This window comes from Pseudomonas sp. B14-6 (assembly GCF_013260315.1).
In the GTDB taxonomy this organism is placed as follows: Bacteria; Pseudomonadota; Gammaproteobacteria; order Pseudomonadales; family Pseudomonadaceae; genus Aquipseudomonas; species Aquipseudomonas mandelii.
The window spans coordinates 2,593,408-2,615,956 of sequence record NZ_CP053929.1 but is presented as its reverse complement, the minus strand read 5'-3'; the positions used below and the strand labels follow the sequence as shown (position 1 = coordinate 2,615,956).

At 60.8% G+C, this 22,549-nt stretch carries 25 protein-coding genes and 2 pseudogenes; 19 read left to right on the top strand and 8 right to left on the bottom strand.

Features of this window, described 5'->3' with window-relative positions:
• Positions 1-47 precede the first annotated feature (47 nt).
• The 7 genes from HP062_RS11890 to HP062_RS11860 all read left to right on the top strand — a co-directional run bounded on the left by HP062_RS11890 (position 48) and on the right by HP062_RS11860 (position 5,543).
• Positions 48-1,199 (top strand): chemotaxis response regulator protein-glutamate methylesterase, encoded by a 1,152-nt coding sequence (locus tag HP062_RS11890; protein WP_083375993.1) that lies wholly within the window; start codon positions 48-50, stop codon positions 1,197-1,199.
• Entirely contained in the window at positions 1,199-1,939 is a 741-nt protein-coding gene (locus HP062_RS11885; protein WP_010456935.1) for a flagellar motor protein, read from the top strand. Before HP062_RS11890 ends, HP062_RS11885 begins: the two co-directional genes overlap by 1 nt.
• Positions 1,940-1,954: 15 nt before the next feature.
• Positions 1,955-2,845 carry a flagellar motor protein MotD gene (motD, locus tag HP062_RS11880; RefSeq protein ID WP_010456934.1) on the top strand — a complete coding sequence of 297 codons (891 nt, stop codon included), beginning with the start codon at positions 1,955-1,957 and terminating at the stop codon, positions 2,843-2,845.
• 43 nt (positions 2,846-2,888) lie between these two features.
• Positions 2,889-3,677 (top strand): ParA family protein, encoded by a 789-nt coding sequence (locus tag HP062_RS11875; protein ID WP_010456932.1) that lies wholly within the window; start codon positions 2,889-2,891, stop codon positions 3,675-3,677.
• Between the two features lies 1 nt (position 3,678).
• Complete coding sequence (locus tag HP062_RS11870) at positions 3,679-4,575, top strand: CheW domain-containing protein (protein WP_010456930.1); 897 nt, start codon at positions 3,679-3,681, stop codon at positions 4,573-4,575.
• A gap of 89 nt (positions 4,576-4,664) precedes the next feature.
• Positions 4,665-5,150 (top strand): chemotaxis protein CheW, encoded by a 486-nt coding sequence (locus tag HP062_RS11865; protein ID WP_010456928.1) that lies wholly within the window; start codon positions 4,665-4,667, stop codon positions 5,148-5,150.
• Positions 5,151-5,543, top strand: a complete 393-nt coding sequence (locus tag HP062_RS11860; RefSeq protein ID WP_010456926.1) for a DUF2802 domain-containing protein — start codon at positions 5,151-5,153, stop codon at positions 5,541-5,543.
• A 116-nt stretch (positions 5,544-5,659) separates the two neighbouring features.
• Here HP062_RS11860 and HP062_RS11855 read toward each other — a convergent pair whose 3' ends face one another.
• Positions 5,660-5,989: an EscU/YscU/HrcU family type III secretion system export apparatus switch protein gene (locus tag HP062_RS11855; RefSeq protein WP_010456924.1), complete on the bottom strand. Its 330-nt coding sequence runs from the start codon at positions 5,987-5,989 to the stop codon at positions 5,660-5,662.
• Positions 5,986-7,560: a flagellar hook-length control protein FliK gene (locus tag HP062_RS11850; RefSeq protein ID WP_077748637.1), complete on the bottom strand. Its 1,575-nt coding sequence runs from the start codon at positions 7,558-7,560 to the stop codon at positions 5,986-5,988. Before HP062_RS11850 ends, HP062_RS11855 begins: the two co-directional genes overlap by 4 nt.
• 197 nt (positions 7,561-7,757) lie before the next feature.
• On the opposite strand from HP062_RS11850, the gene ccmA reads away from it, so the two are divergent.
• The 10 genes from ccmA (at position 7,758) to HP062_RS11800 (ending at position 15,124) form a co-directional block, all read left to right on the top strand.
• The gene (ccmA, locus tag HP062_RS11845) at positions 7,758-8,393 is read left to right on the top strand and encodes a cytochrome c biogenesis heme-transporting ATPase CcmA (RefSeq protein ID WP_010456921.1); all 636 of its coding nucleotides are present in this window, start codon (positions 7,758-7,760) and stop codon (positions 8,391-8,393) included.
• Positions 8,390-9,058 (top strand): heme exporter protein CcmB, encoded by a 669-nt coding sequence (gene ccmB / locus HP062_RS11840; RefSeq protein WP_010456919.1) that lies wholly within the window; start codon positions 8,390-8,392, stop codon positions 9,056-9,058. The genes ccmA and ccmB overlap by 4 nt, the downstream gene beginning before the upstream one ends.
• Positions 9,059-9,134: 76 nt before the next feature.
• Positions 9,135-9,890, top strand: coding sequence for a heme ABC transporter permease (locus HP062_RS11835; protein ID WP_010456917.1), 756 nt, complete (start codon positions 9,135-9,137; stop codon positions 9,888-9,890).
• Positions 9,887-10,063 carry a heme exporter protein CcmD gene (gene ccmD, locus HP062_RS11830; RefSeq protein WP_010456915.1) on the top strand — a complete coding sequence of 59 codons (177 nt, stop codon included), beginning with the start codon at positions 9,887-9,889 and terminating at the stop codon, positions 10,061-10,063. The genes HP062_RS11835 and ccmD overlap by 4 nt, the downstream gene beginning before the upstream one ends.
• Positions 10,060-10,515 (top strand): cytochrome c maturation protein CcmE, encoded by a 456-nt coding sequence (gene ccmE, locus HP062_RS11825; RefSeq protein WP_010456913.1) that lies wholly within the window; start codon positions 10,060-10,062, stop codon positions 10,513-10,515. Before ccmD ends, ccmE begins: the two co-directional genes overlap by 4 nt.
• 3 nt (positions 10,516-10,518) lie before the next feature.
• On the top strand, positions 10,519-12,507 hold the full coding sequence (locus HP062_RS11820; RefSeq protein WP_145305782.1) for a heme lyase CcmF/NrfE family subunit: 1,989 nt from the start codon (positions 10,519-10,521) through the stop codon (positions 12,505-12,507).
• Positions 12,504-13,040, top strand: coding sequence for a DsbE family thiol:disulfide interchange protein (locus HP062_RS11815; RefSeq protein WP_083375996.1), 537 nt, complete (start codon positions 12,504-12,506; stop codon positions 13,038-13,040). Before HP062_RS11820 ends, HP062_RS11815 begins: the two co-directional genes overlap by 4 nt.
• A complete protein-coding gene (locus HP062_RS11810; protein ID WP_010456908.1) occupies positions 13,037-13,510 on the top strand; it encodes a cytochrome c-type biogenesis protein in 474 nt (157 codons plus the stop codon). Before HP062_RS11815 ends, HP062_RS11810 begins: the two co-directional genes overlap by 4 nt.
• A complete protein-coding gene (gene ccmI / locus HP062_RS11805; RefSeq protein WP_010456906.1) occupies positions 13,503-14,705 on the top strand; it encodes a c-type cytochrome biogenesis protein CcmI in 1,203 nt (400 codons plus the stop codon). Before HP062_RS11810 ends, ccmI begins: the two co-directional genes overlap by 8 nt.
• Before the next feature lie 14 nt (positions 14,706-14,719).
• Positions 14,720-15,124, top strand: coding sequence for a hypothetical protein (locus tag HP062_RS11800; RefSeq protein WP_010456904.1), 405 nt, complete (start codon positions 14,720-14,722; stop codon positions 15,122-15,124).
• Positions 15,125-15,187: 63 nt separating this feature from the next.
• On the opposite strand, the gene HP062_RS11795 is transcribed toward HP062_RS11800, so the two are convergent.
• Complete coding sequence (locus HP062_RS11795; protein ID WP_172791440.1) at positions 15,188-16,075, bottom strand: LysR family transcriptional regulator; 888 nt, start codon at positions 16,073-16,075, stop codon at positions 15,188-15,190.
• A 52-nt stretch (positions 16,076-16,127) separates the two neighbouring features.
• Positions 16,128-16,847 (bottom strand): SDR family oxidoreductase, encoded by a 720-nt coding sequence (locus tag HP062_RS11790; protein WP_172791439.1) that lies wholly within the window; start codon positions 16,845-16,847, stop codon positions 16,128-16,130.
• A gap of 185 nt (positions 16,848-17,032) precedes the next feature.
• Between HP062_RS11790 and HP062_RS31065 the strand changes: the two are divergent.
• A pseudogene (locus HP062_RS31065) lies at positions 17,033-17,184 on the top strand (type II toxin-antitoxin system HicB family antitoxin); the annotation flags it as partial.
• 113 nt (positions 17,185-17,297) lie between these two features.
• Here HP062_RS31065 and HP062_RS11785 read toward each other — a convergent pair.
• Positions 17,298-18,502: pseudogene (locus HP062_RS11785) on the bottom strand (MFS transporter).
• 247 nt (positions 18,503-18,749) lie between these two features.
• On the opposite strand from HP062_RS11785, the gene HP062_RS11780 reads away from it, so the two are divergent.
• Positions 18,750-19,379: a DUF5666 domain-containing protein gene (locus HP062_RS11780; protein WP_172791438.1), complete on the top strand. Its 630-nt coding sequence runs from the start codon at positions 18,750-18,752 to the stop codon at positions 19,377-19,379.
• Positions 19,380-19,570: 191 nt separating this feature from the next.
• On the opposite strand, the gene HP062_RS11775 is transcribed toward HP062_RS11780, so the two are convergent.
• The 3 genes from HP062_RS11775 to HP062_RS11765 all read right to left on the bottom strand — a co-directional run bounded on the left by HP062_RS11775 (position 19,571) and on the right by HP062_RS11765 (position 22,423).
• Positions 19,571-20,569 carry a sulfate ABC transporter substrate-binding protein gene (locus tag HP062_RS11775; RefSeq protein WP_172791437.1) on the bottom strand — a complete coding sequence of 333 codons (999 nt, stop codon included), beginning with the start codon at positions 20,567-20,569 and terminating at the stop codon, positions 19,571-19,573.
• 93 nt (positions 20,570-20,662) lie between these two features.
• Complete coding sequence (locus HP062_RS11770) at positions 20,663-21,487, bottom strand: ion transporter (RefSeq protein WP_010456890.1); 825 nt, start codon at positions 21,485-21,487, stop codon at positions 20,663-20,665.
• A gap of 21 nt (positions 21,488-21,508) precedes the next feature.
• The gene (locus HP062_RS11765) at positions 21,509-22,423 is read right to left on the bottom strand and encodes an urea transporter (RefSeq protein ID WP_172792570.1); all 915 of its coding nucleotides are present in this window, start codon (positions 22,421-22,423) and stop codon (positions 21,509-21,511) included.
• Between the last annotated feature and the right edge of the window lie 126 nt (positions 22,424-22,549).

The following is a 22,549-nucleotide window of genomic DNA, read 5'->3' as shown; positions in this document are numbered from 1 at the left end:
TGGTGGAGCGGGGCGACTAAGCCTCGCTCCGTCCTAACGGAGTGTTTATGGCAGTCAAAGTCCTGGTGGTGGACGATTCGGGGTTTTTCCGCCGCCGCGTCTCGGAAATTCTTTCAGCGGATCCGAATATCCAGGTCGTCGGTACTGCGACCAACGGAAAAGAGGCGATTGATCAGGCGCTGGCCCTCAAGCCAGACGTGATCACCATGGACTACGAGATGCCGATGATGGATGGCATCACGGCAGTGCGGCACATCATGCAGCGTTGCCCGACCCCGGTGTTGATGTTCTCCTCGCTGACCCACGAAGGCGCTCGGGTAACCCTCGATGCGCTGGACGCCGGCGCGGTGGATTTCCTGCCGAAGAATTTCGAAGACATCTCCCGTAACCCGGAGAAGGTCAAGCAACTGCTGTGCGAGAAAATTCTCAGCATCTCGCGCAGTAACCGTCGTGCCAGCACCTACAGCGCACCGGCCCCGGTCGCCGCGCCAGCCCCGACGCCTGCGCCTTCGAGCGTCAGCAGTTACGGCAGCAGCACGCCTGCGCGTCCGGCTCCGGCACCGATGCCGGCGCGTAGCTACGCCCCGGCATCGGCCCCGGCATCGTCCGGACAGTCGTCGCCCGCACCAAAACGCAAAGCCTACAAACTGGTGGCTATCGGTACGTCCACGGGCGGTCCGGTTGCCCTGCAACGGGTGTTGACCCAGTTGCCGGCCAACTTCCCGGCCCCGATCGTGTTGATCCAGCACATGCCGGCCGCCTTCACCAAGGCCTTCGCCGAACGTCTGGACAAGCTCTGCCGCATCAGCGTCAAGGAAGCGGAGGATGGCGACATTCTGCGTCCGGGCCTGGCGCTGCTGGCGCCGGGTGGCAAGCAAATGATGATCGACGGCCGTGGCGCGGTGAAAATCCTGCCGGGCGACGAGCGTCTGAACTACAAACCGTGCGTGGACATCACCTTCGGTTCGGCAGCCAAGTCCTACGGCGACAAAGTTCTGGCGGTCGTACTGACCGGCATGGGCGCCGACGGTCGTGAAGGCGCGCGCCTGCTCAAGCAGGGCGGCAGCGCGATCTGGGCTCAGGATGAAGCCAGCTGCGTGATCTACGGCATGCCGATGGCCATCGTCAAAGCCGACCTCGCCGACGCGATCTACGGTCTGGACGATATTGGCAGGCACTTGGTCGAGGCGTGTATCTGATGGATGTTCTAAGCCTTATCGGGATCATCTTGGCGTTTGTCGCCATCATTGGCGGCAACTACCTTGAAGGCGGTCATCTCGGCGCATTGGCCAACGGCCCGGCGGCGCTGATCGTACTCGGTGGGACTATCGGCGCGGCATTGCTGCAATCACCGATGAGCGCCTTCAAGCGTGCCATGCAAATCATTGGCTGGATTCTGTTTCCGCCTCGCGTTGACCTGGCCGGTGGCGTCGACCGCGTCGTCAACTGGAGCCTGACCGCGCGCAAGGAAGGCCTGCTCGGTCTGGAAGGGGTGGCCGATGCCGAACCTGACAGTTACTCGCGCAAAGGTCTGCAACTGCTGGTCGACGGCGCCGAGCCGGAAGCGATTCGCAGCATTCTGGAAGTGGATTTCTACACCCAGGAAGCCCGCGACATCGAAGCGGCCAAAGTCTTTGAAAGCATGGGCGGCTACGCGCCGACCATTGGCATCATCGGTGCGGTGATGGGCCTGATCCATGTCATGGGCAACCTGGCCGATCCGACGCAACTGGGCAGCGGCATCGCCGTCGCCTTCGTCGCCACCATCTACGGTGTGGCCAGTGCCAACCTGGTGTTGCTGCCGATTGCCGCCAAGCTCAAGTCCGTTGCCTTGCGCCAGTCGCGTTATCGCGAAATGTTGCTGGAAGGAATCCTGTCGATCGCCGAAGGTGAAAACCCTCGCTCTATTGAGTTGAAGCTTCAGGGCTTCATGGATTGATGGGAGTAACGGACTATGGCTCGTCGTCGGCAACCTGAAGAACACGTCAATCACGAACGCTGGCTCGTTTCCTACGCCGACTTCATCACGTTGCTGTTCGCATTCTTCGTGGTCATGTACTCGATCTCGTCGATCAACGAGGGCAAGTACAAAGTCATTTCCGAGGCGCTGATCGGGGTGTTTACCGACAGCGATCGCGCCCTCAAGCCGATCCCGATCGGTGAAGAGCGGCCGAAGACCGTGACCCCGGCCAAGCCCCTGGTCAAGGACAGCGAGCAGGTCGATGCCGGTGTGGCCGGTGCCAGTGATCCATTGAAAAGCATTGCCGATGACATCAGCGCGGCATTCGGCGACTTGATCAAGTCCAATCAGATGACCGTGCGCGGCAACGAGTTGTGGGTCGAGATCGAACTCAATTCCAGCCTGTTGTTCGGCAGCGGCGATGCGATGCCCAGTGACATGGCGTTCAATATCATCGACAAGGTGGCCGCAATCCTCAAGCCGTTCGACAACCCGATCCACGTCGAAGGCTTCACCGACGATCAGCCGATCCGCACCGCGCAATACCCGACCAACTGGGAGCTGTCTTCGGCCCGTTCGGCGAGCATCGTGCGCATGCTGGCGATGCAGGGCGTAAACCCTGGCCGCCTGGCGTCGGTGGGTTACGGCGAGTTCCAGCCGGTGGCCAACAACGCCACCGCTGAGGGCAGGGCGCGTAACCGTCGCGTGGTGCTGGTCGTGTCGCGAAATCTTGATGTACGTCGCAGCCTCACCGGCACCGGGACCGCCCATGCGCAACCGGATGCCGCGTTGAAGCGTGCTGGCACACAAACTGCACCGACCCCGGTCAAGTCGCCGGTACGAGAGAGCGCCGTCAATTCTCCGTCACCTGCATTAACACGTTGAGCTATTTCTCGGTCGAGCATATCGACCGGGAGGAACAATCCGAATGAGAGTCTGGGCCGTTGCCAATCAAAAGGGTGGTGTTGGTAAAACCACTTCCTCTATCGCTTTAGCCGGCTTGCTGGCCGAGGCGGGCAAGCGTGTGGTCGTGGTCGATCTCGATCCGCACGGCTCGATGACCAGCTACTTCGGCTACGATCCCGACAGCCTGGAGCACAGCAGCTACGACCTGTTCCTGCACAAGGGCAGCGTGCCGCAAGGCTTGCCCGGGCAGTTGCTGTTGCCGACCAGCGACGAACGCATCTCGTTGTTGCCGTCGAGCACCGCTCTGGCCACGCTTGAACGTCAGTCGCCGGGCCAGAGTGGTTTGGGCCTGGTGATTGCCAAGAGCCTGGCGCAACTGTGGCAGGACTTCGATTACGCCGTGATCGACAGCCCGCCGTTGCTCGGCGTACTGATGGTCAATGCCTTGGCGGCGAGCCAGCAATTAGTGATTCCGGTGCAGACCGAGCACCTGGCCGTCAAAGGTCTGGAGCGCATGGTCAATACACTGGCGATGATCAACCGCTCACGCAAAGTGGCCTTGCCGTTCTCCATCATTCCAACCTTGTTCGACCGCCGCACCCAAGCGTCCCTCGGGACCCTTCGCGTGCTGCGCGACAAATACCCGGAAGAAATCTGGCAAGGCTACATCCCGATCGACACGCGCCTGCGGGATGCGAGCCGGGCCGGGCTGACGCCTTCGCAATTCGACGGCAAGAGCCGTGGGGTTCTCGCTTATCGCGCCTTGCTCAAGCATTTGCTGGCGGCACAACTTGTCCCGCAGGTGGCCTGAGATGAATCGGCCGGTGAAAATCACCTCGCGTCCGCAACTGGCGCTCCAGTCTTATCTGGACAGCCTGCTGATGGAAGCGACTGAAGAGTTGCCGCTGGAAGTGGAAGCGGTGGCTGAAGTCATCGAGGTTGTTGAAGCGGTAGAGGTTGAGGCTGCGCTGGACGAGTTCCAGGCAGCCGTGCTTGAAGAGCAGGCGCGTGATGCGCAGAAGTCCGTTGTGGCAGCTGCGCCTGTCGTCGCGCCAGTGGTCGCTGCGGTCGCAAAAGCCCCGGTGGTGATCGAAGATGCGCCGGCACCGATTCTGGCGCCGGTCTCGACCCTCGCACCGTTGCTGCAAACCCTGGTGCCGCCGCTGGTCGAAGTCCATCTGCCGCCGAGCAACACGCCGCCACCGGTGGAAACCGACGGTCGCCCGGCGTGGGCCGCCGAGCCGTTCGAATGCCTGCTGTTCGATGTCGCCGGGTTGACCCTGGCGGTGCCGCTGGTGTGCCTGGGCTCGATTTATTCGCTGGCCGGTCACGAGCTGACGCCGCTGTTTGGCCAGCCCGAATGGTTCCTCGGGATCCTACCGAGTCAGGCCGGCAACCTGAAAGTCCTGGACACCGCGCGGTGGGTCATGCCCGACCGCTACCGCGACGATTTCCGCCAAGGGCTGCAATACGTTATTTCGGTTCAGGGCTACGAGTGGGGGCTGGCGGTGCATCAGGTCAGCCGCTCGTTGCGCCTGGACCCGAACGAAATCAAATGGAGAAGTCATCGAGGTCAGCGGCCATGGCTCGCCGGCACGGTGATTGAGCACATGTGTGCGCTGCTGGACGTTTCCGCCCTGGCCGAGTTGATCGCCAGCGGTGGGGCAAAGCACATGGGCGGCAGCAAGCCGCTACACAAACCGACATAGCTGCCGACATAACAAGTATGCGACGGCATTGTTGAATGCCGCCACACAGAACACACACCGCCAGAAGCGGTTTTTCGAGGGGTCAGGGTATGAGTAGTCAAGCGACGAATGCAAAAGGTTCCGAAGATCCGATCCTGCAATGGGTAACCTTCAAACTGGACAATGAAACCTACGGCATCAACGTGATGCGCGTTCAGGAAGTCCTGCGTTACACCGAAATCGCCCCGGTCCCGGGTGCCCCGAGCTACGTGCTGGGCATTATCAACCTGCGCGGCAACGTGGTCACCGTCATCGACACTCGTCAGCGCTTCGGCCTGATGAATGCCGAGATCAGCGACAACACCCGTATCGTCATCATCGAAGCCGACAAGCAAGTGGTCGGGATCATGGTCGATAGCGTGGCCGAAGTGGTTTACCTGCGTCAGTCGGAAATCGAAACCGCGCCAAACGTCGGTAACGAAGAGTCCGCCAAGTTCATTCAAGGCGTGTGCAACAAGAACAATGAACTGCTGATCCTGGTCGAACTGGACAAGATGATGAGCGAAGAAGAATGGTCGGACCTGGAGAACATCTGATTGATTCTTGAGGTAGCGGTCATTGTCCTGTTCCTTTTCTGGGCAGGCACGCTGGCAATGTTTCTGGCGTACATTCGCGCTCAACGGCAAATTGCCGCGCAACAGGCCCAGGGTGATGCGCTGCGCGATCAGCGCATCAAGGACCTGGCCAAACGCGTCGACGACTATCAAAGCGGCAACGTGCGCATGGGTGAAGACCTGCACGAACTGCGCGCCGTCGTCAGTCCCTTGCCGGACAAACTGGCCCAACTGGAACAGCGCGATCCGTCGAGCCTGTCGTTTGCCCAGGCGGCGCGCCTGGTCGGCATGGGGGCTACCGTTGATGAACTGACTCAGTCCTGCGGGTTGACCCAGGCTGAGGCGGAGTTGATGCGCAAGCTTCACAAGAACTGACGCCTGCCAGAGATCGTTCCCCGCGTGGGAACGATCTCTGGGGACGCTCCGCATTCCGCTGTTGAATGTGACGCAGAGCGTCACGGGCTGCATTCCCACTTAGAGCGTGGGAACGATCAGTAGTCGTCACCGCGATCAGTGATGTCCTTCTCAACCATGGTCGCCTCCGGATCATGCCCCGCCGGAAACTTGCCCTTCAAATTCCACGCGAACGCAATAATCTCGGCAATCGTGCGGTACAACTCTTCCGGAATACTTTCCCCCAGTTCCATCCGCGCCAGCAGCTTCACCAGCTCGGCGTTTTCGTAGATGGGCACTTCATAATCACGGGCAAGCTTCAGAATGGCTTCGGCCAGTGCTTCGTCGCCTTTGGCCGTGAGGGTAGGGGCGTGGGTGCCGTCGTATTTGAGGGCGATGGCCTGGCGTGGGGTGTTGGGGTTTCTCATGCGGTTTCGTCGACCCAGCGTTGTTCGAGGCGGGTTTGTGGGCCTTGTGGCGGTGTACCGAGGTGGCAATCCAGATCGCCGACGTTCAGCCCGGAGTCCAGCAAGCGCTGGCGCAGTGCAGCCAGATTGCTTTCGATCAGGCTGGCGGTGTACGGCCGTTCAGCCCAGAGCTGGCTGGACAGGCTGCCCTTGATCAGCTGCGCCTGAATCTGCATCGGGCCCAACGGTTCCATGTCGAACGCCAGGTCCACGCGCCACAGTTGCTGCTTCGGTTCGCGTTCGTCCCGGCGTTCATGGGGTTGTTCTTTCTCCGGCGCTTCTTCGCGCTGGAACTTGACCTGCAGCGGCACGATGTCCTGCAGGTTGCGCATGGGGATTTCCAGCTGCCAGGTGCTGAGCAGGCGGCCATCATCAGTGACGCCAGTCTGCTCAAGACTCGACAACTGATGGCTTTGCAGGCGCGAGACCGCCGCCGCAGCCAGACGCAGCAAATGCTCCAGATCGTTTTCACCGTCCTGGCTTTGCAGCAGCCGTTCGGGCAGCGGGAAACTGGTCGGCAACGGCTTGGCGCTGACCTGGCCGAGCATGCCGAGGGCGCTGCGCACGAAACTCGGCATGGACTGGACCAGCGTGTTGGCGGCAATGATCGCATTGAGATTGGTGTTGGCCGGCAGCCCTGGCGTCAATTGCGCAATCAGCTTGAGCAGATCGCCTTTCATGTCGGGCGCCAGTGTCGGATTTTGCCCGGTCAGCAATTTCGCTTCGAGGAATAGCCCGCTATTGGCCAGCGCCTGAGCGAGGCCTTTTGACGTACTCAGTTGCTGAACGTCCGGTAAACCGGCCAGCAGTTTTTCCACCGCGGCCCGCAGGTCGCTGGAGGTCTGATCCGATGGAGGCAGGTTTTGCAGCAGCTTGATCAAACCATCCAGCGAGCCTTGGCGGCTCTGCTGACTGACCAATTGCTGGGTGATCGCCAGTTGCTCCTGACGGTTGCTCAACGGCACGAACTTCAGCGTTTGCGTGTCCTGCACCAAGGCACTCAACAGCGTGCCGATGCGCAGCGGCGTCGGACTGTCGATGCTCAGCGTGCTGCCGCTCAACGCGGTGTTGAGCAGGCTCACCATCGAACGAAACACCGTCGGCTGGCCCGGCACCTGCGGCAGCACTTGCGAGGTCAGCACTTTGCCCTGCAACAACGTCCCGACCGGCAATTGCGCGGTGTCGATGCGGGTGAGGGTGGCGACGCTGGAAGCAATGGCCTGTTGCACCGTGATCGCCAGATTGCCCGCTGACGGTTGGGTGATCGCCAGACTGGTGCCTTGGGGCAGCGGCTGGGTGCTGGTGGCCTGGACCGTGGTCTGGCGGCCGCTGTCGAGGGTGACTTTAAGCAACAGTTGAAAGGTCTGATCGGCCTGCTTGAGCGACAGCACTTCAGCCTTGGCGGTCTGGCCGGGGGTGATCAGGCCCTCCATCGGCGACAGCAGCTTGAGCAGATCGCCGCTCACTACCAGCGGCCGCGAAGTCGCGGGCGTGGTCTGCGGTACCGGGAGGATGTTCATTTCGCCTGTCATACGCGGTCACAACCTGAGGAAAATGCACTCTTTAGAGTAGGGTATGGCATGTATAATGCCGCCCGTCCTTCGGGGAGTGGCGAAAACATTGCATTTGTTTGACGCAGCTCTCTAGAACAGGCCGCCAATGCATCTATGCTGCATCTCTTTAGCGGCCGCTCCGCCGCCGACTTGAACCGCAAAAGGCCCGTGATCTCTTGACCAGTCCTGTCCTGCAAACCGTTGCCCTTGCTTGTGAGCGAGACCTTCGGCTGCTCTTCGAAAATCTCGAATTGAGACTGGCCAGTGGCGAAATGGTGCAAATCAGTGGCCCCAACGGCAGCGGCAAGACCAGCCTCTTGCGTCTGTTATCCGGCCTGATGCAGCCGACCGCCGGTCAAGTGCTGCTCAACGGTAAGCCGCTGAACGATCAGCGCCTTGAACTGGCGCGCAACCTGCTGTGGATCGGCCATGCCGCCGGGATCAAGGACTTGCTGACGCCGGAGGAGAACCTGATCTGGCTCTGCGCCCTGCATCAACCGGCTCCCCACGAGGCGATCTGGCAAGCGCTGGCCGATGTCGGATTGCGCGGTTTCGAGGATGTTCCCTGCCATACGTTGTCCGCCGGGCAGAAACGCCGTGTGGCATTGGCGCGCCTGTACCTCGACAGTCCGCCGCTGTGGATCCTCGACGAGCCGTTCACCGCGCTCGATAAACAAGGCGTGGCGCAACTCGAAGAACACCTGGCCGCCCACTGTGAGCGCGGCGGCATGGTGGTGCTGACCACTCACCACACGCTGAGCCGGATGCCGGCCAGCTATCGCGATATCGACCTGGGGAAGTGGGCCGTATGAGTGTTTTCGGCCTGCTGGTCGCCCGTGAGTCCCGTCTGCTGTTCCGTCGTCCGGCTGAACTGGCCAATCCGCTGGTTTTTTTCGCGATCGTCGTTTCGCTGTTCCCGTTGGCGGTCGGTCCCGAGTCTCAATTGTTGCAAACCTTGTCTCCGGGACTGGTGTGGGTCGCGGCACTTTTATCGGTCCTGCTCTCGCTGGACGGGCTCTTCCGCAGTGATTTCGAGGACGGATCGCTGGAACAGTGGGTCCTTTCGTCGCACCCCCTGCCTCTTCTGGTTTTGGCCAAGGTACTGGCACACTGGGCCTTCTCTGGCCTGGCACTGGTTTTGCTCGCTCCACTGCTGGCATTGATGCTCGGTTTGCCAACCGCCTGTCTGCCGGTGTTGCTGCTTTCTTTATTGCTGGGTACACCGGTGCTGAGCCTGCTCGGTGCGGTGGGCGCAGCCCTGACGGTGGGATTGAAGCGAGGCGGCCTGTTGCTGGCGCTGCTGATTCTGCCGCTGTACATCCCGGTGTTGATTCTCGGCAGTGGCGCCTTGCAGGCGGCCCTGCAGGGCATGCCGGCGACCGGTTATCTCTTGTGGCTTGGTAGCCTGACCGCCCTGGCGATAACCCTGACACCGTTTGCAATAGCTGCTGGCCTGAAGATCAGCGTCGGCGAATAATGAGGTCTGGTCATTTTTTGATCAGTAAAGACCCTTTGGCTCTTCATAGCGAAGAGCAACCGTGATGGAAACAGTAATGAACTGGACCTGGTTTCATAAGCTCGGCTCGCCCAAATGGTTTTACGGCATCAGTGGCAAATTGCTGCCGTGGCTGAGCATTGCCGCAGTGCTGCTGATCGGCGTCGGTGTCGTTTGGGGCCTGGCCTTCGCGCCGCCTGACTACCAGCAAGGCAACAGCTTTCGCATCATTTATATCCACGTTCCGGCCGCCATGCTGGCGCAGTCCGTCTACGTCATGCTGGCAGTGTGCGGCATCGTCGGGCTGGTCTGGAAAATGAAACTGGCCGATGTCGCCCTGCAATGCGCGGCGCCCATCGGTGCCTGGATGACCGCCGTGGCGCTGGTCACCGGCGCGATCTGGGGCAAGCCGACGTGGGGCTCGTGGTGGGTCTGGGATGCGCGACTTACGTCCATGCTTATTCTGCTGTTCCTGTACTTCGGTCTCATTGCGCTGGGCAACGCGATCAGCAATCGTGACAGTGCGGCCAAGGCCTGCGCGGTGCTGGCGATTGTCGGCGTGATCAACATCCCGATCATCAAATACTCGGTGGAGTGGTGGAACACCCTGCACCAGGGTGCGACCTTCACCCTCACCGAAAAACCGGCGATGCCCGCCGAGATGTGGCTGCCATTGTTGCTGACGGTGCTGGGTTTCTACTGTTTCTTCGGCGCGGTGCTGTTGCTGCGCATGCGCCTTGAAGTGCTCAAGCGCGAAGCCCGGGCCAGTTGGGTGAAAGCTGAAGTGCAGAACAGTCTGGAGGCCGTTCGATGAGTTTTGCTTCATTCGGCGACTTCCTCGCCATGGGCCATCACGCCCTGTATGTCTGGTCAGCCTATGGCATCTGCCTGGCGGTGCTGATCCTCAACGTGGCGGCGCCGATCCTGGCCCGCAAGCGGTATCTGCAACAAGAGGCGCGTCGTTTGCGCCGGGAGAACGGCAAGTGAATCCGCTGCGCAAAAAGCGTCTTATCATCATTCTCGCGATCCTGGTGGGTGTCGGCGCTGCCGTCGGCCTGGCCCTGAGCGCCCTGCAGCAGAACATCAATCTGTTTTACACCCCGACACAGATCGCCAACGGCGAAGCCCCGCAAGACACGCGCATCCGTGCCGGTGGTATGGTCGAGAAGGGCTCGCTGCAACGTTCCGGCGATTCGCTGGACGTGAAATTCATCGTCACCGACTTCAACAAGTCCGTGACCATTAGCTACCGCGGCATCCTCCCGGACCTGTTCCGTGAAGGGCAGGGTATCGTGGCGCTGGGCAAACTGAACGCCGACGGCGTGGTGGTGGCCGACGAAGTGCTGGCCAAGCACGATGAAAAGTACATGCCGCCGGAAGTGACCAAGGCTTTGAAAGACAGCGGTCAATCTGCTCCAACGCCCGTGAAGGAGGGTTGATCGATGACATCCGCACTGTTTATCCCTGAACTCGGCCACCTGGCCATGATCCTGGCGCTGTGTTTCGCGCTGGTCCAGGCCATCGTGCCGTTGCTCGGCGCCTGGCGCGGTGATCGTTTGTGGATGAGCCTCGCGCAACCAGCGGCCTGGGGCCAGTTCGCCTTTTTGCTATTCGCCTTCGGTTGCCTGACCTACGCGTTCATGGCTGATGACTTTTCCGTCGCCTACGTGGCCAGCAACTCCAACAGCGCCTTGCCGTGGTACTACAAGTTCAGCGCGGTGTGGGGCGCTCACGAAGGTTCGCTGCTGCTCTGGGCCTTGATCCTCGGCGGCTGGACCTTTGCGGTGTCGGTATTCTCCCGGCAGTTGCCGCAAGTGATGCTGGCCCGGGTGTTGGCGGTGATGGGCATGATCAGCACCGGTTTCCTGCTGTTCCTGATCCTCACGTCCAACCCGTTCAAGCGCATCCTGCCGCAAGTGCCCAGCGATGGCGCCGACCTCAATCCGTTGCTGCAAGACATCGGCCTGATCGTTCACCCACCGATGCTGTACATGGGTTACGTCGGTTTCTCCGTGGCCTTCGCCTTCGCCATCGCGGCGCTGATGGGCGGTCGTCTTGATGCGGCGTGGGCGCGCTGGTCGCGTCCATGGACCATCGTTGCCTGGGCTTTCCTCGGGATCGGCATCACCCTGGGTTCGTGGTGGGCCTACTACGAACTCGGCTGGGGCGGCTGGTGGTTCTGGGACCCGGTGGAAAACGCCTCGTTTATGCCTTGGCTGGTCGGTACGGCGCTGATTCACTCGTTGGCGGTCACGGAAAAACGTGGCGTGTTCAAAAGCTGGACCGTATTGCTGGCCATTGCCGCGTTCTCGTTGAGCTTGCTCGGTACGTTCCTGGTACGTTCCGGCGTGCTGACCTCGGTTCACGCCTTTGCCTCCGACCCGGAGCGCGGTGTGTTCATCCTGATTTTCCTGCTGTTCGTGGTCGGCGGTTCGCTGACGCTGTTCGCCCTGCGCGCCCCGGTGGTGAAAAGCCACGTCGGCTTCAACCTGTGGTCCCGGGAAACCCTGCTGCTGGGCAACAACCTGGTGCTGGTGGTGGCGGCGTCGATGATTCTGCTGGGCACCTTGTATCCGCTGATCCTTGATGCGATGACCGGCGCCAAGCTGTCCGTCGGCCCGCCATACTTCAACGCGCTGTTCATTCCGTTGATGGCGTTGCTGATGATGGTGATGGCCGTCGGCATGCTGGTGCGCTGGAAAGACACCCCGGTCAAATGGCTGATGAGCATGCTCACCCCGGTGTTGCTTGGCAGTGCCGCGTTGGCCGTGGTGGCCGGCGTCGCTTATGGCGATTTCAACTGGGCGGTGCTCGCCACGTTCATGCTCGCGGCCTGGGTGCTGTTGGCCGGTGTGCGCGACATCCTCGACAAGACCCGCCACAAAGGCCTGATCAAAGGCCTGCCGACCCTGACCCGCAGCTACTGGGGCATGCAGATCGCGCACTTGGGCATCGCCGTGTGCGCCCTTGGCGTCGTGCTGTCGAGCCAGAACAGTGCCGAACGCGATTTGCGCCTGGCGCCGGGCGAGTCCATGGACCTGGCCGGTTATCACTTCGTGTTCGAAGGCGCCAAGCACTACGAAGGCCCGAACTTCACCTCCGACAAGGGCACCGTCCGGGTGATCAAGGGCGGCAAGGAAGTCAGCGTGTTGCACCCGGAAAAACGCCTGTACACCGTGCAGAACTCGGTGATGACCGAAGCCGGGATCGACGCCGGTTTCACCCGTGACATTTACGTCGCCCTTGGCGAACCGCTGGGCGATGGCGCCTGGGCCGTGCGCGTGCACGTCAAGCCGTTTGTGCGCTGGATCTGGTTCGGCGGGCTGCTGACAGGTTTCGGTGGGTTGCTGGCGGCGCTGGATCGCCGTTATCGGGTCAAGGTAAAAAGCCGCGTGCGGGAAGCACTCGGTATGTCGGGAGCCACTGCATGAGACGTTGGTTAATGCTGTTGCCACTGGCGATTTTTCTGGTGGTGGCTGTTTTCCTGTATCGCGGGTTGTACCTGGACCCGGCCGAGTTGCCTTCGGCGATGATCGGCAAGCCGTTCCCGGCGTTTTCCCTGCCGACCGTGGAAGGCGACAAGACCCTGACCAAGGCCGACATTCTCGGTAAACCGGCGCTGGTCAACGTCTGGGCCACCTGGTGCATCGCCTGCAAGGTCGAGCATCCGGTATTGAACAAGCTGGCCCAGCAGGGCGTAACGATTTATGGCATCAACTACAAGGACGTCAACGCCGACGCTAAGAAGTGGCTGGTGGAGTTCCACAACCCGTACCAGTTGGGGATCAGTGACGCGGACGGCTCGCTGGGCCTGAACCTCGGTGTCTACGGCGCCCCGGAAACCTTTTTCATCGACGCCAAAGGCATCATCCGCGACAAGTTCGTCGGGGTGATCGACGAACAGGTCTGGCGCGAAAAACTGGCGGCCCGGTATCAGGCGCTGGTCGATGAGGCCAAACCATGAAGCGCTGGATAGCCGCCCTTGTATTGGGTTTGAGCATGGCCGGTGTTGCCCACGCCGCCATTGACACCTACGAGTTCGCCAAAGAAGGCGATCGCGAGCGTTTTCGCGAGCTGACCAAAGAGCTGCGTTGCCCCAAGTGCCAGAACCAGGACATCGCCGATTCCAACGCACCGATCGCCGCCGACTTGCGCAAAGAGATTTTCCGCATGTTGGGCGAGGGCAAGGACAATCAGCAGATCATCGACTTCATGGTTGATCGCTACGGTGATTTCGTCCGCTACAAACCCGCTCTGAACGCCAAGACCGCTCTGCTCTGGTTCGGCCCCGCCGGCCTGTTGCTGGGCGGTTTTGTGATCATCGCCGTGATCGTCCGCCGTCGTCGCGTGCAGCGCGCTGACACCAAGGATGAGCTCTCTGCCGAGGAGCGTGAGCGCCTCGACCACCTGTTGGATAAAACCAAGAATGATTGATTTCTGGCTCGCTGCAGGTCTGCTGCTTCTGGTTGCCCTGAGTTTTCTGCTGATCCCCGTTTTGCGTGGCCGTCGTGCACAGCTTGAAGAGGATCGTACTGCCCTGAACGTTGCGCTGTATCAGGAGCGCGTGGCTGAGTTGCAAACCGAGCAGGAGGAGGGCGTGCTCAACGCGGCGCAACTGGAAACCGGTCGCGCCGAAGCTGCCCGTGAGTTGCTCGCCGACACCGAAGGCGTCGAGGCACCGCGCGTGGCACGCCTGGGCAAACCGTTGCCCTTGCTGGCGGCGATTCTGGTGCCGGTCCTTGGGCTTGGCTTGTACCTGCATTACGGTGCCAGCGACAAGGTTGAACTGACTCGCGAATTCGCCCAGGCGCCGCAGTCGATGGAAGAGATGACCCAGCGTCTGGAGCGCGCGGTCGCGGCACAGCCGGATTCGGCTGAAGGCTTGTACTTCCTCGGTCGCACCTACATGGCTCAGGACCGTCCGGGAGACGCGGCGAAGATCTTCGAGCGCACGGTGAACCTGGCCGGTCGTCAGCCGGAACTGCTCGGCCAATGGGCCCAGGCCCAGTACTTCGCCGATGGCAAAAAGTGGTCGGACAAGATTCAGGCGTTGACTGACGAAGCACTGAAAGCCGATCCGAAAGAAGTCACCAGCCTTGGCCTGCTGGGCATCGCGGCGTTTGAAAGCCAGCGGTATCAGGACGCCATCGACTACTGGAATCGCCTGTTGGCGCAACTGCCGCCGGAGGACAGTTCCCGTGCCGCGCTGCAAGGCGGGATCACGCGAGCCACCGAGAAACTCGAAGCCAGCGGCGGCAAAGTCGCCCAGGCTCCAGTGGCCAAAGCGGCAGCGAAGCTTAAGGTCACCGTCGATCTGGCACCTGAGCTCAAAGCCAAGGTCCAGCCCGGCGACAGCGTGTTCATCTTCGCCCGCGCCACCTCGGGTCCACCGGCCCCGTTGGCCGCCAAACGCCTGACCGTGGCCGATCTGCCGGCCACCGTCGAACTGGGCGATGCCGACGCAATGATGCCGCAGTTGAAACTGTCGAACTTCCCTGAAGTCCAACTGGTTGCGCGCGTCTCCCGCGCCGGCCAACCGACTGCCGGCGAATGGATCGGTCGCAGCCAGCCCCTGGCCAGCAGCACCACCGCAGCGCAAAAACTGACCATCGACAGCCCGGATAAATGACAGGAAACGCCACTATGACCACCATCGCTCGTATCACCCTGCTCAGTATGGTTTTGGGGTTAAGCGCTTGTGTGGTCCAACCGCAGCCGCCTGAACGGCTGCCACCGATCCCGCCGTCGCAGCCGCGTCCGACGCCGTCCCCCACACCGACACCGAGCAAGCCGAGCATTCCGGCCAAGCCCGCCAAACCTTTGCCACGCACCTCCGCCAGCTTCGCGCCGCCACCGGGTGGCAACAGCCATTGGGATGCCAAGCTTGGCGTGTACGTGCTTGATGACCAGCCCAACACCTTCTACCGCCAGCGCACCTACTACCGCTGGAACAACGGCTGGAGCCGGTCGATCAGCCCGGACGGGCCATGGGAAGAGACCAATATCCATGGTGTGCCGGGTGGGTTGGGGCGGCAATTCGGGGAATAAACAGAAACGGCGATCTTCGGATCGCCGTTTTGCTGTCTGGGGTTTGCAAGGATCCCCGGTGATTCAGGTCTCCTTGGCCATCAACCCCTGCACAAACTCCACAAACGCCCGAGCCTTCGCGCTGGCCATTCTGCCGGTGGGAAATACCGCCCACAGGTCCTGATTCGGCAGGGCCCACTCCTTCATCACTTCCCTGACCGCACCGTTGGTCAGTTCCGGCGCAAACATCCATTCCGACGCCAGGGTCAGCCCTTGATGAGCGAGCACGGCTGCACGCAGGCCTTCGGCGGCGTTGACGCGGATTCGCCCGCTGATGATGACTGACTGCTCATCTGTTCCGTTGCTGAACTGCCAGTTGCCACCGCCACCCAAGGTGTAGGCGATTGCCTGGTGGTTGCTCAGGTCGGTCGGGCAAGTGGGCTCACCGTGTTTTTCGAAATAGGCGGGGGTGCCCAGCACGACGCGCCGGCATTCGGCAATTTTACGAGCGGTGAGGCCGGAGTCGCTCAGGGTGCCCATGCGCAGGGCGATGTCGATGCCTTCCTCGACCAGATTGACGTTGCGGTCATCGAGCATCAGGTCGATGTTCAGGTCCGGGTTCTGATCGAGAAACGGTCCGAGGTGCGGAACGATGTGCAGTCGGCCGAAGGTCACGGCAGCACAGATCCGCAGGTTGCCGGTCAGACCGCTGGCGGCGCCGCGTGCTGCGTTGTCGGCCTCATTGGCTTCTTCGATGGCGCGCTTGGCGCGTTCGAAGAAGGCCAGCCCGGCTTCGGTGGGCGTCAGGCCGCGAGTCGAGCGCAACAGCAGTCGAACCGCGAGACGCGACTCCAGTTGCGCAATGGTTTTCGACACGGCGGGCTGGCCGATATTCAGGCGCCGGGCGGCGGCGGAAAACGAGCCGGTTTCCACCACGTAGACGAAGGTTTCCATTGCGCCGAGGCGGTCCATCTCAAGTCCTTTTTGCGATTCTAAATACTGTCGAGACCCCAGTGGGGGCGAGTCAGAACGCGGCTTTGCCTATGGAGGAGCCGCCGTCGACAAACAAGGTCTGCCCGGTGATAAACCCGCTTTGCTCGGACAACAAAAACGCAATGGCCGCCGCGATCTCTTGTGGCTGCCCCAGTCGTCCCATCGGCACACCCGCCAGATACCGAGCTTCACCTTCGCTGCCCGGCGGGTTGTTGGCGCGAAATAGCTCGGTCTCGGTCGGCCCCGGCGCCACGGCATTTACGGTCACGCCGGTTTGCGCCAGTTCCAGCGCCCAGGAGCGGGTGAAGCTGATCAACGCCGCCTTGGCCGCCGCGTAGGCCGTGCGCTGGGTGATGCCGAGTACAGTCAGACTGGAAATATTGACCACTCGACCCCAGCCCTTGGCGCGCATATTTGGCAGCAACGCCTGAGTGGCCTGCAACGCCGAATGCAGGTTGACCCGCATCACGTCATCAAAGGTGTCGAGGTCGATTTCGCCCAACACTTGCGGGCGAACCAGGCCGACGTTGTTGACCAGCCCATCAAATTCATACGTCCTGGACAGATCCGCCAGCACTTCCTGGGTCAGCGCCCTGTCGCTCAAATCCAACTGAAACAGAATGCCGGGGAACGACAGGTCCGGGGTCCGGGCAATCCCGACCACCCGATGCCCCGCACGGTCCAGATGTTCGGCCACTGCCCGACCGATGCCTTTGCTGGCACCGGTAATGAGAAAGGTACGTCGAGTCATTGCACACTCCTTGAAAGCACAGGCCGCCGGGGCGGGCGGCCGTTGAACGGGTCAGCCGCGAATCGCATCCAGCATCGCTTCAGGCTTTGGACGCTGAGTGTAATCCGGGTTGGCCTTGGCGGTAACGAATCAGGTGAGATCCATCCTGACCGCAGGGGCGAAATGCGCTCAGGTGAAGTTATAGGATTCGTGCTTGGGGGAATGAGGGTCGAGTGGGTATTCAAATACCGATATCCCGGGTGCTGTGGCTGCCGGGGATACGTTCGAGGAGGCATACGACGCAGCTGTCGAAATCGTGCAGATACTTCTGCAACAAATGGAAGCAGGGGCTGGATCTTCCGGTGCCGCCATAGGTGAACAAGATTTGAAGTGCGGAACATCAGTCGCACATCAGTCACGAGCAAGCCAGATTCCTGTGGGCGCGTGGCTTGCCCGCGATGCTTTTTGACCTTATGCAGCCGCCAACGCAGCCTTCGGCGAAACACTCAAAAACCGCAACAACGCCAACAGCGGGAACGCGCTGCCCACGATCACGATCCACAGCCAGCCGCCATGCTCATACACTGCGCTGGCCACCGAGGAACCGAACGCGCCGCCGATGAAGATGCTGGTCATGTACAACGCATTCAAGCGGCTGCGGCTTTTGGCGTCGAGGGCGTAGACCGCGCGTTGGCCGAGGACCATGTTCATTTGCACGCAGAAGTCGAGGACCACGCCCGTGACCGCGAGACCGATGACGCTGTAGACCGGATGGATGAACGCTGGCAGGAAGCTCAGGCTGGCGAACAGCAGGGCCAGCAAGGAGGCGATGCGGGTGTGGCCGGCATCGGCCAGTCGACCGGCAATCGGCGCGGCGATCGCACCGATGGCGCCGACCAGGGCGAAGATCGCGATCTGGGTTTGCGACAGGCCGTGATTGCGCGCCAGCTCCAGCGGCACGGCGGTCCAGAACAGGCTGAACGTGGCGAACATGCAACCCTGGTAGAACGCGCGCTGACGCAACACCGGTTGCTGGCGCAGCAGCGTCCATAGCGAACCGAGCAACTGGCCATAAGAGGCGCTGTGATCCGGCTGACGCTTGGGAATGGTCAACGCCAGCACGATGCTGATCGCCGCCATCAACGCCGCCGCGATCACAAACATCGCGCGCCAGCCGAAGTGGTCCGCCACGACGCTGGACACCGGCCGCGCCAACAGAATCCCAGCAGCAAACCGCCCATGATCCCGCCGACGACCCGACCGCGTGACTCTTCCGGCGCGAGGTGCGCCGCCAGCGGAATCAGGATCTGCACCGACACCGAACTGAAACCCACCAGCAACGAGATCAGCAAAAACACATTCGGCTGATCGGTAAACGCCGCGCCCAACAGGCTGGCAATCGCCACCACGGTGGTGATGATCATCAGTCGACGGTTTTCCAGCAGATCGCCCAGCGGCACCAGGAAGAACAAGCCAAGTGCGTAACCAATCTGGGTCAGCGAAACAATCAGGCTGGCCATGGTGCTGGTCAGGCCGATGTCCGGCGCGATCAGGCCGATGATCGGCTGGGCGTAGTAGATGTTGGCCACAATCGCGCCGCAGCAGAAGGCGAACAGCAGCACCATGCCTTTGGTCATTGTCGCGGTGCCGTGGGGCACCTGAGTCGCTGGGTTCATAACGTGTCTCGCTGAACAGAAAGGAATGCGCGCAGGCTAAAGAGGTATCGGATCCGGCAGAAGAGGGATTGGAGTGATAGCAATCATTCCTTTGCGGAATGAGTGACGGACAGGAGTGACGGACAGGAGTGCTGTCCATCGATAAACCTTGCGTCAAAATATCGAGCTCCGATGATACATTCACTTACATCCTGTTCGATAGCGTGCTTATGTTCTCCTTCACGATTCATAACCGGAAGGCACTTCCATGAATGCGATGTTTCGTCACCTTGTACGCGGTGCTTCAGTGGTCACCTTGGTCGGCCTGGTCACGGCAGGTCTGGCCCAGGCCGCCGACGCGCCGGGCCTGCGCATTGGCGTGCGCGGCGAGATCACCGGGGTCAGCCCCGACGTCTTGAAAGTCCACGTCAACACTGGCGAAAACGTGGTAATCAACCTGACCAACGACACCAAAGTCCGCGCCGTTACCCTGGCCAATATCGAAGACATCAAACCCGGCAGCTACGTTGGATCGGCGGCCATTCCGCAAGACGATGGCACCTTGAAGGCGCTGGAAGTCCACGTCTTTCCACCGGAACTGGCGGGCAGCGGCGACGGGCATCGGCCGTTCGATCTGGTCAAGGGCAGCAGCATGACCAATGGCAGCGTGGGCGATCTGGTGGTCAGCAATGGCCGGATGTTGACCGTCAACTACAAGGGCGGGCAGCAGAAGATCCTGGTGCCGGAGGATGTGCCGATCGTGAATTTGATGCCGGGGGACAGGAGTTTGCTGAAGGTGGGGGTGAAGATCGTGACATTCGTCACCCAAAGTGCAGACGGGACACTGACTGCGCAATCGATCTCGGCGGGCAAGGATGGCGTTACCCCACCGATGTGAAGGCAGGGCAAAAACCCTGTAGGAGTGAGCCTGCTCGCGATAGCGGAATGTCAGTTGATATCAATGTTGAATGACACTTCGCTATCGCGAGCAGGCTCACTCCTACAGAGGATCTTCAGTGAACTTGGGTTTTGTGTTCGACCACGAGAAAGGCGACCTTCTCAGGTCGCCTTTCTCGTTGGGCTCAGGAATTACTGTCCGCTGTAGATCTGATCAAAGACCCCGCCATCATTGAAGTGGGTCTTCTGTACGGTGCGCCAGTCACCAAAGGTCTTCTCCACCGACAGGAAGTCCACTTTCGGGAAGCGATCGGTGTACTTGGCCAGCACCGCCGGGTCACGCGGACGCAGGTAGTTGGCCGCTGCAATTTCCTGACCTTCCGGGGACCACAGGTACTTCAGGTATTCCTCGGCCGCGGCGCGGGTGCCTTTTTTGTCGACGGTTTTGTCGACCACCGACACCGGCGGCTCGGCTTCAGCGGAGACGCTTGGGTAGATCACTTCAAACTGGTCACGACCAAACTCACGGGCGATCATTTCCGCTTCGTTTTCGAAGGTCACCAGCACGTCACCGAGCTGGTTGGTCATGAACGTGGTCGTCGCGGCACGGCCGCCGGTATCGAGCACCGGCGCTTGCTTGAACAGCTTGCCGACGAAATCCTTGGCCTTGTTCTCGTCACCGCCGTTTTTCAGCACATACCCCCAGGCAGACAGGTAGGTGTAGCGACCGTTACCCGAGGTCTTCGGGTTCGGCACGATCACTTGCACGCCGTCCTTGAGCAGGTCGGGCCAGTCTTTCAGGGCTTTCGGGTTGCCTTTGCGGACGATGAACACGGTGGCCGAGGTGAACGGTGCGCTGTTGTTCGGCAGGCGGGTGACCCAGTTTTCCGGGATCAGTTTGCCGTTGTCCGCCAGGGCGTTGATGTCAGTGGCCATGTTCATGGTGATGACGTCAGCCGGCAGGCCATCGATCACCGAACGCGCCTGTTTGCTGGAGCCGCCGAAGGACATTTGCAGGGTGATGTTCTCGTTGTGCTCGGCTTGCCAGTGTTTCTGGAACGCAGTGTTGTAGTCCTTGTAGAAATCGCGCATCACGTCGTAGGAAACGTTGAGCAGGGTCGGTGCGGCCTGAGCCACGCTGGTCAATGCCAGGCCAGCGGCCAGAAGTGAAGCGCCAAAGAGTTTTTTCACTGCGCAGTCCTTGTTCTGATTTAAAAGTGAGGCAATTTGCCAGCGACTATAGCCGGGCTCGCATAGACCCTTAAAGATTAAAAAGCTCTTTGCTTATTCCCGTTTCTTAAACAGAGCGTTGCCGCACCGTGAGCAGAATGCCGCACCGTGTTCGTGACTGGTTTTCTTGCACACCGGGCAGTCGTGTTGCAGCTGTTCACCACGCATGGCATTGGCCAGTTCGGCGGTGAAAATACCGGTCGGCACGGCGATGATCGAGTAACCGGTGATCATTACCAGCGATGAAATCACCTGGCCCAGTGGCGTCTTGGGCACGATGTCGCCGAAGCCCACCGTGGTCAGCGTGACGATCGCCCAGTAGATGCCTTTGGGAATGCTGGTGAAGCCGTGTTCCGGGCCTTCGATCACGTACATCAACGTGCCGAACACCGTCACCAGCGTGCAGACGCTGACCAGAAACACCACGATCTTCTGTTTGCTGCCGCGCAGCGCCGACATCAAATAGTTGGCTTGCTTGAGGTAGGGGCTGAGCTTGAGCACGCGGAAAATCCGCAGCATCCGAATGATCCGGATGATCAGCAGGTACTGCGCATCGGCGTAATACAGCGCCAGGATACCGGGCACGATCGCCAGCAGATCCACCAGCCCGTAAAAGCTAAACGCATAGCGCAACGGCTTGGGCGAGCAGTACAGGCGCAAGCCATATTCGATGGCGAAGATGACGGTGAAGCCCCACTCGATGTACGCCAGCACGTCGGCGTAGTTCTTGTGGACCGTGTCGATGCTGTCGAGCATCACAATCACGATGCTGGCAAGGATGATCAACAGCAGGATGCCGTCGAAGCGCCGCCCCGCCTTGGTGTCGCTCTGGAAAACCATGACGTAAAGCTCTTCACGCCAGTTTTTGCTGCTGTCCATGGATACCGCCTGAACCAATGATCAGCGAAGCCTAGGTTGATTCTCCTCAATAGTGCAAGGCGCACGGGTGACAGCGGTGATGCCGAGCAGTTGAACAACCGTGCGGACCAGCCAGCAGGCGAGGATGAACGGCGCGGTCAGCGTCGGCAGGCCGATGGCGGAAAACACCGGCGTCAGCAACAACGCTGATGCGATGCCAGCCAGCGGCAGCCACGGCTGCTGGCGCAGCGAGCTCAAGGCGAGGGCGGTGAGGACGGCGTTATAGCCGCCGAGGCCGATCAATGCGGTATAGAAATCGTGATGCAACAGGCTCCAGCCCATGCCCGCGACAGACGCCAATAACGCCCAGCAAAAGGCGCGACGATCAGCGATCAGCAAACCCACGGCAATCATCGCCCCGGCCAGCGGATGACCGAGGAACATCACCTGGCCGAAGCCTTTCAGCGGTGCGGCGAGCATGTTCAGCGTGTTGATTTCGATCAGATGCGCTTTTGTCGAGGGAGTGGCGAAGCACAGAAGCATCCAGCCCAATCCAACGAAGGGCGCCGTATAGGCAGGCAGGTAATGGCTGAGCCGGACGCGTTTGAGCCATTGCTGAGTCAGCATCGCACTCAGTCCGCCCGCAGCAATGATCAGCGGCGGCAACAGTGCTGACCAAGGGAAATACAGGCTCAGCAAAAGACCGAGCAAGACACCGTTGTAACTGAACAGTCCGGCCTGACGATCGGCCTTGGCGTAACCGCGTCGTTGCGCGGTGAGCAACCCGGCGACGCCGCCCAGCAGCGCACCGCCGAGCAGGGTAGGTGCGGTGAAAAGAATCGCCAACAGGCACAGCAGACCAAACAGCGGATGGCGCTGGAGGAAGATCTGGCTGAAACCATTGAGCAGGGCAGTCGCCCAATCGGGGCAGTGGGTGTTGAAGTGGTTGGCAGGCATTTTTTTGTGAGTCAGGAGGAGCGAGTAATCGTTCTTCGCGGGCAAGCCTCGCTCCTACAGGGTTTGCATCGTGCCAAATATCGGGATCACGCAAATCCTGTAGGAGCGAGGCTTGCCCGCGAAAAG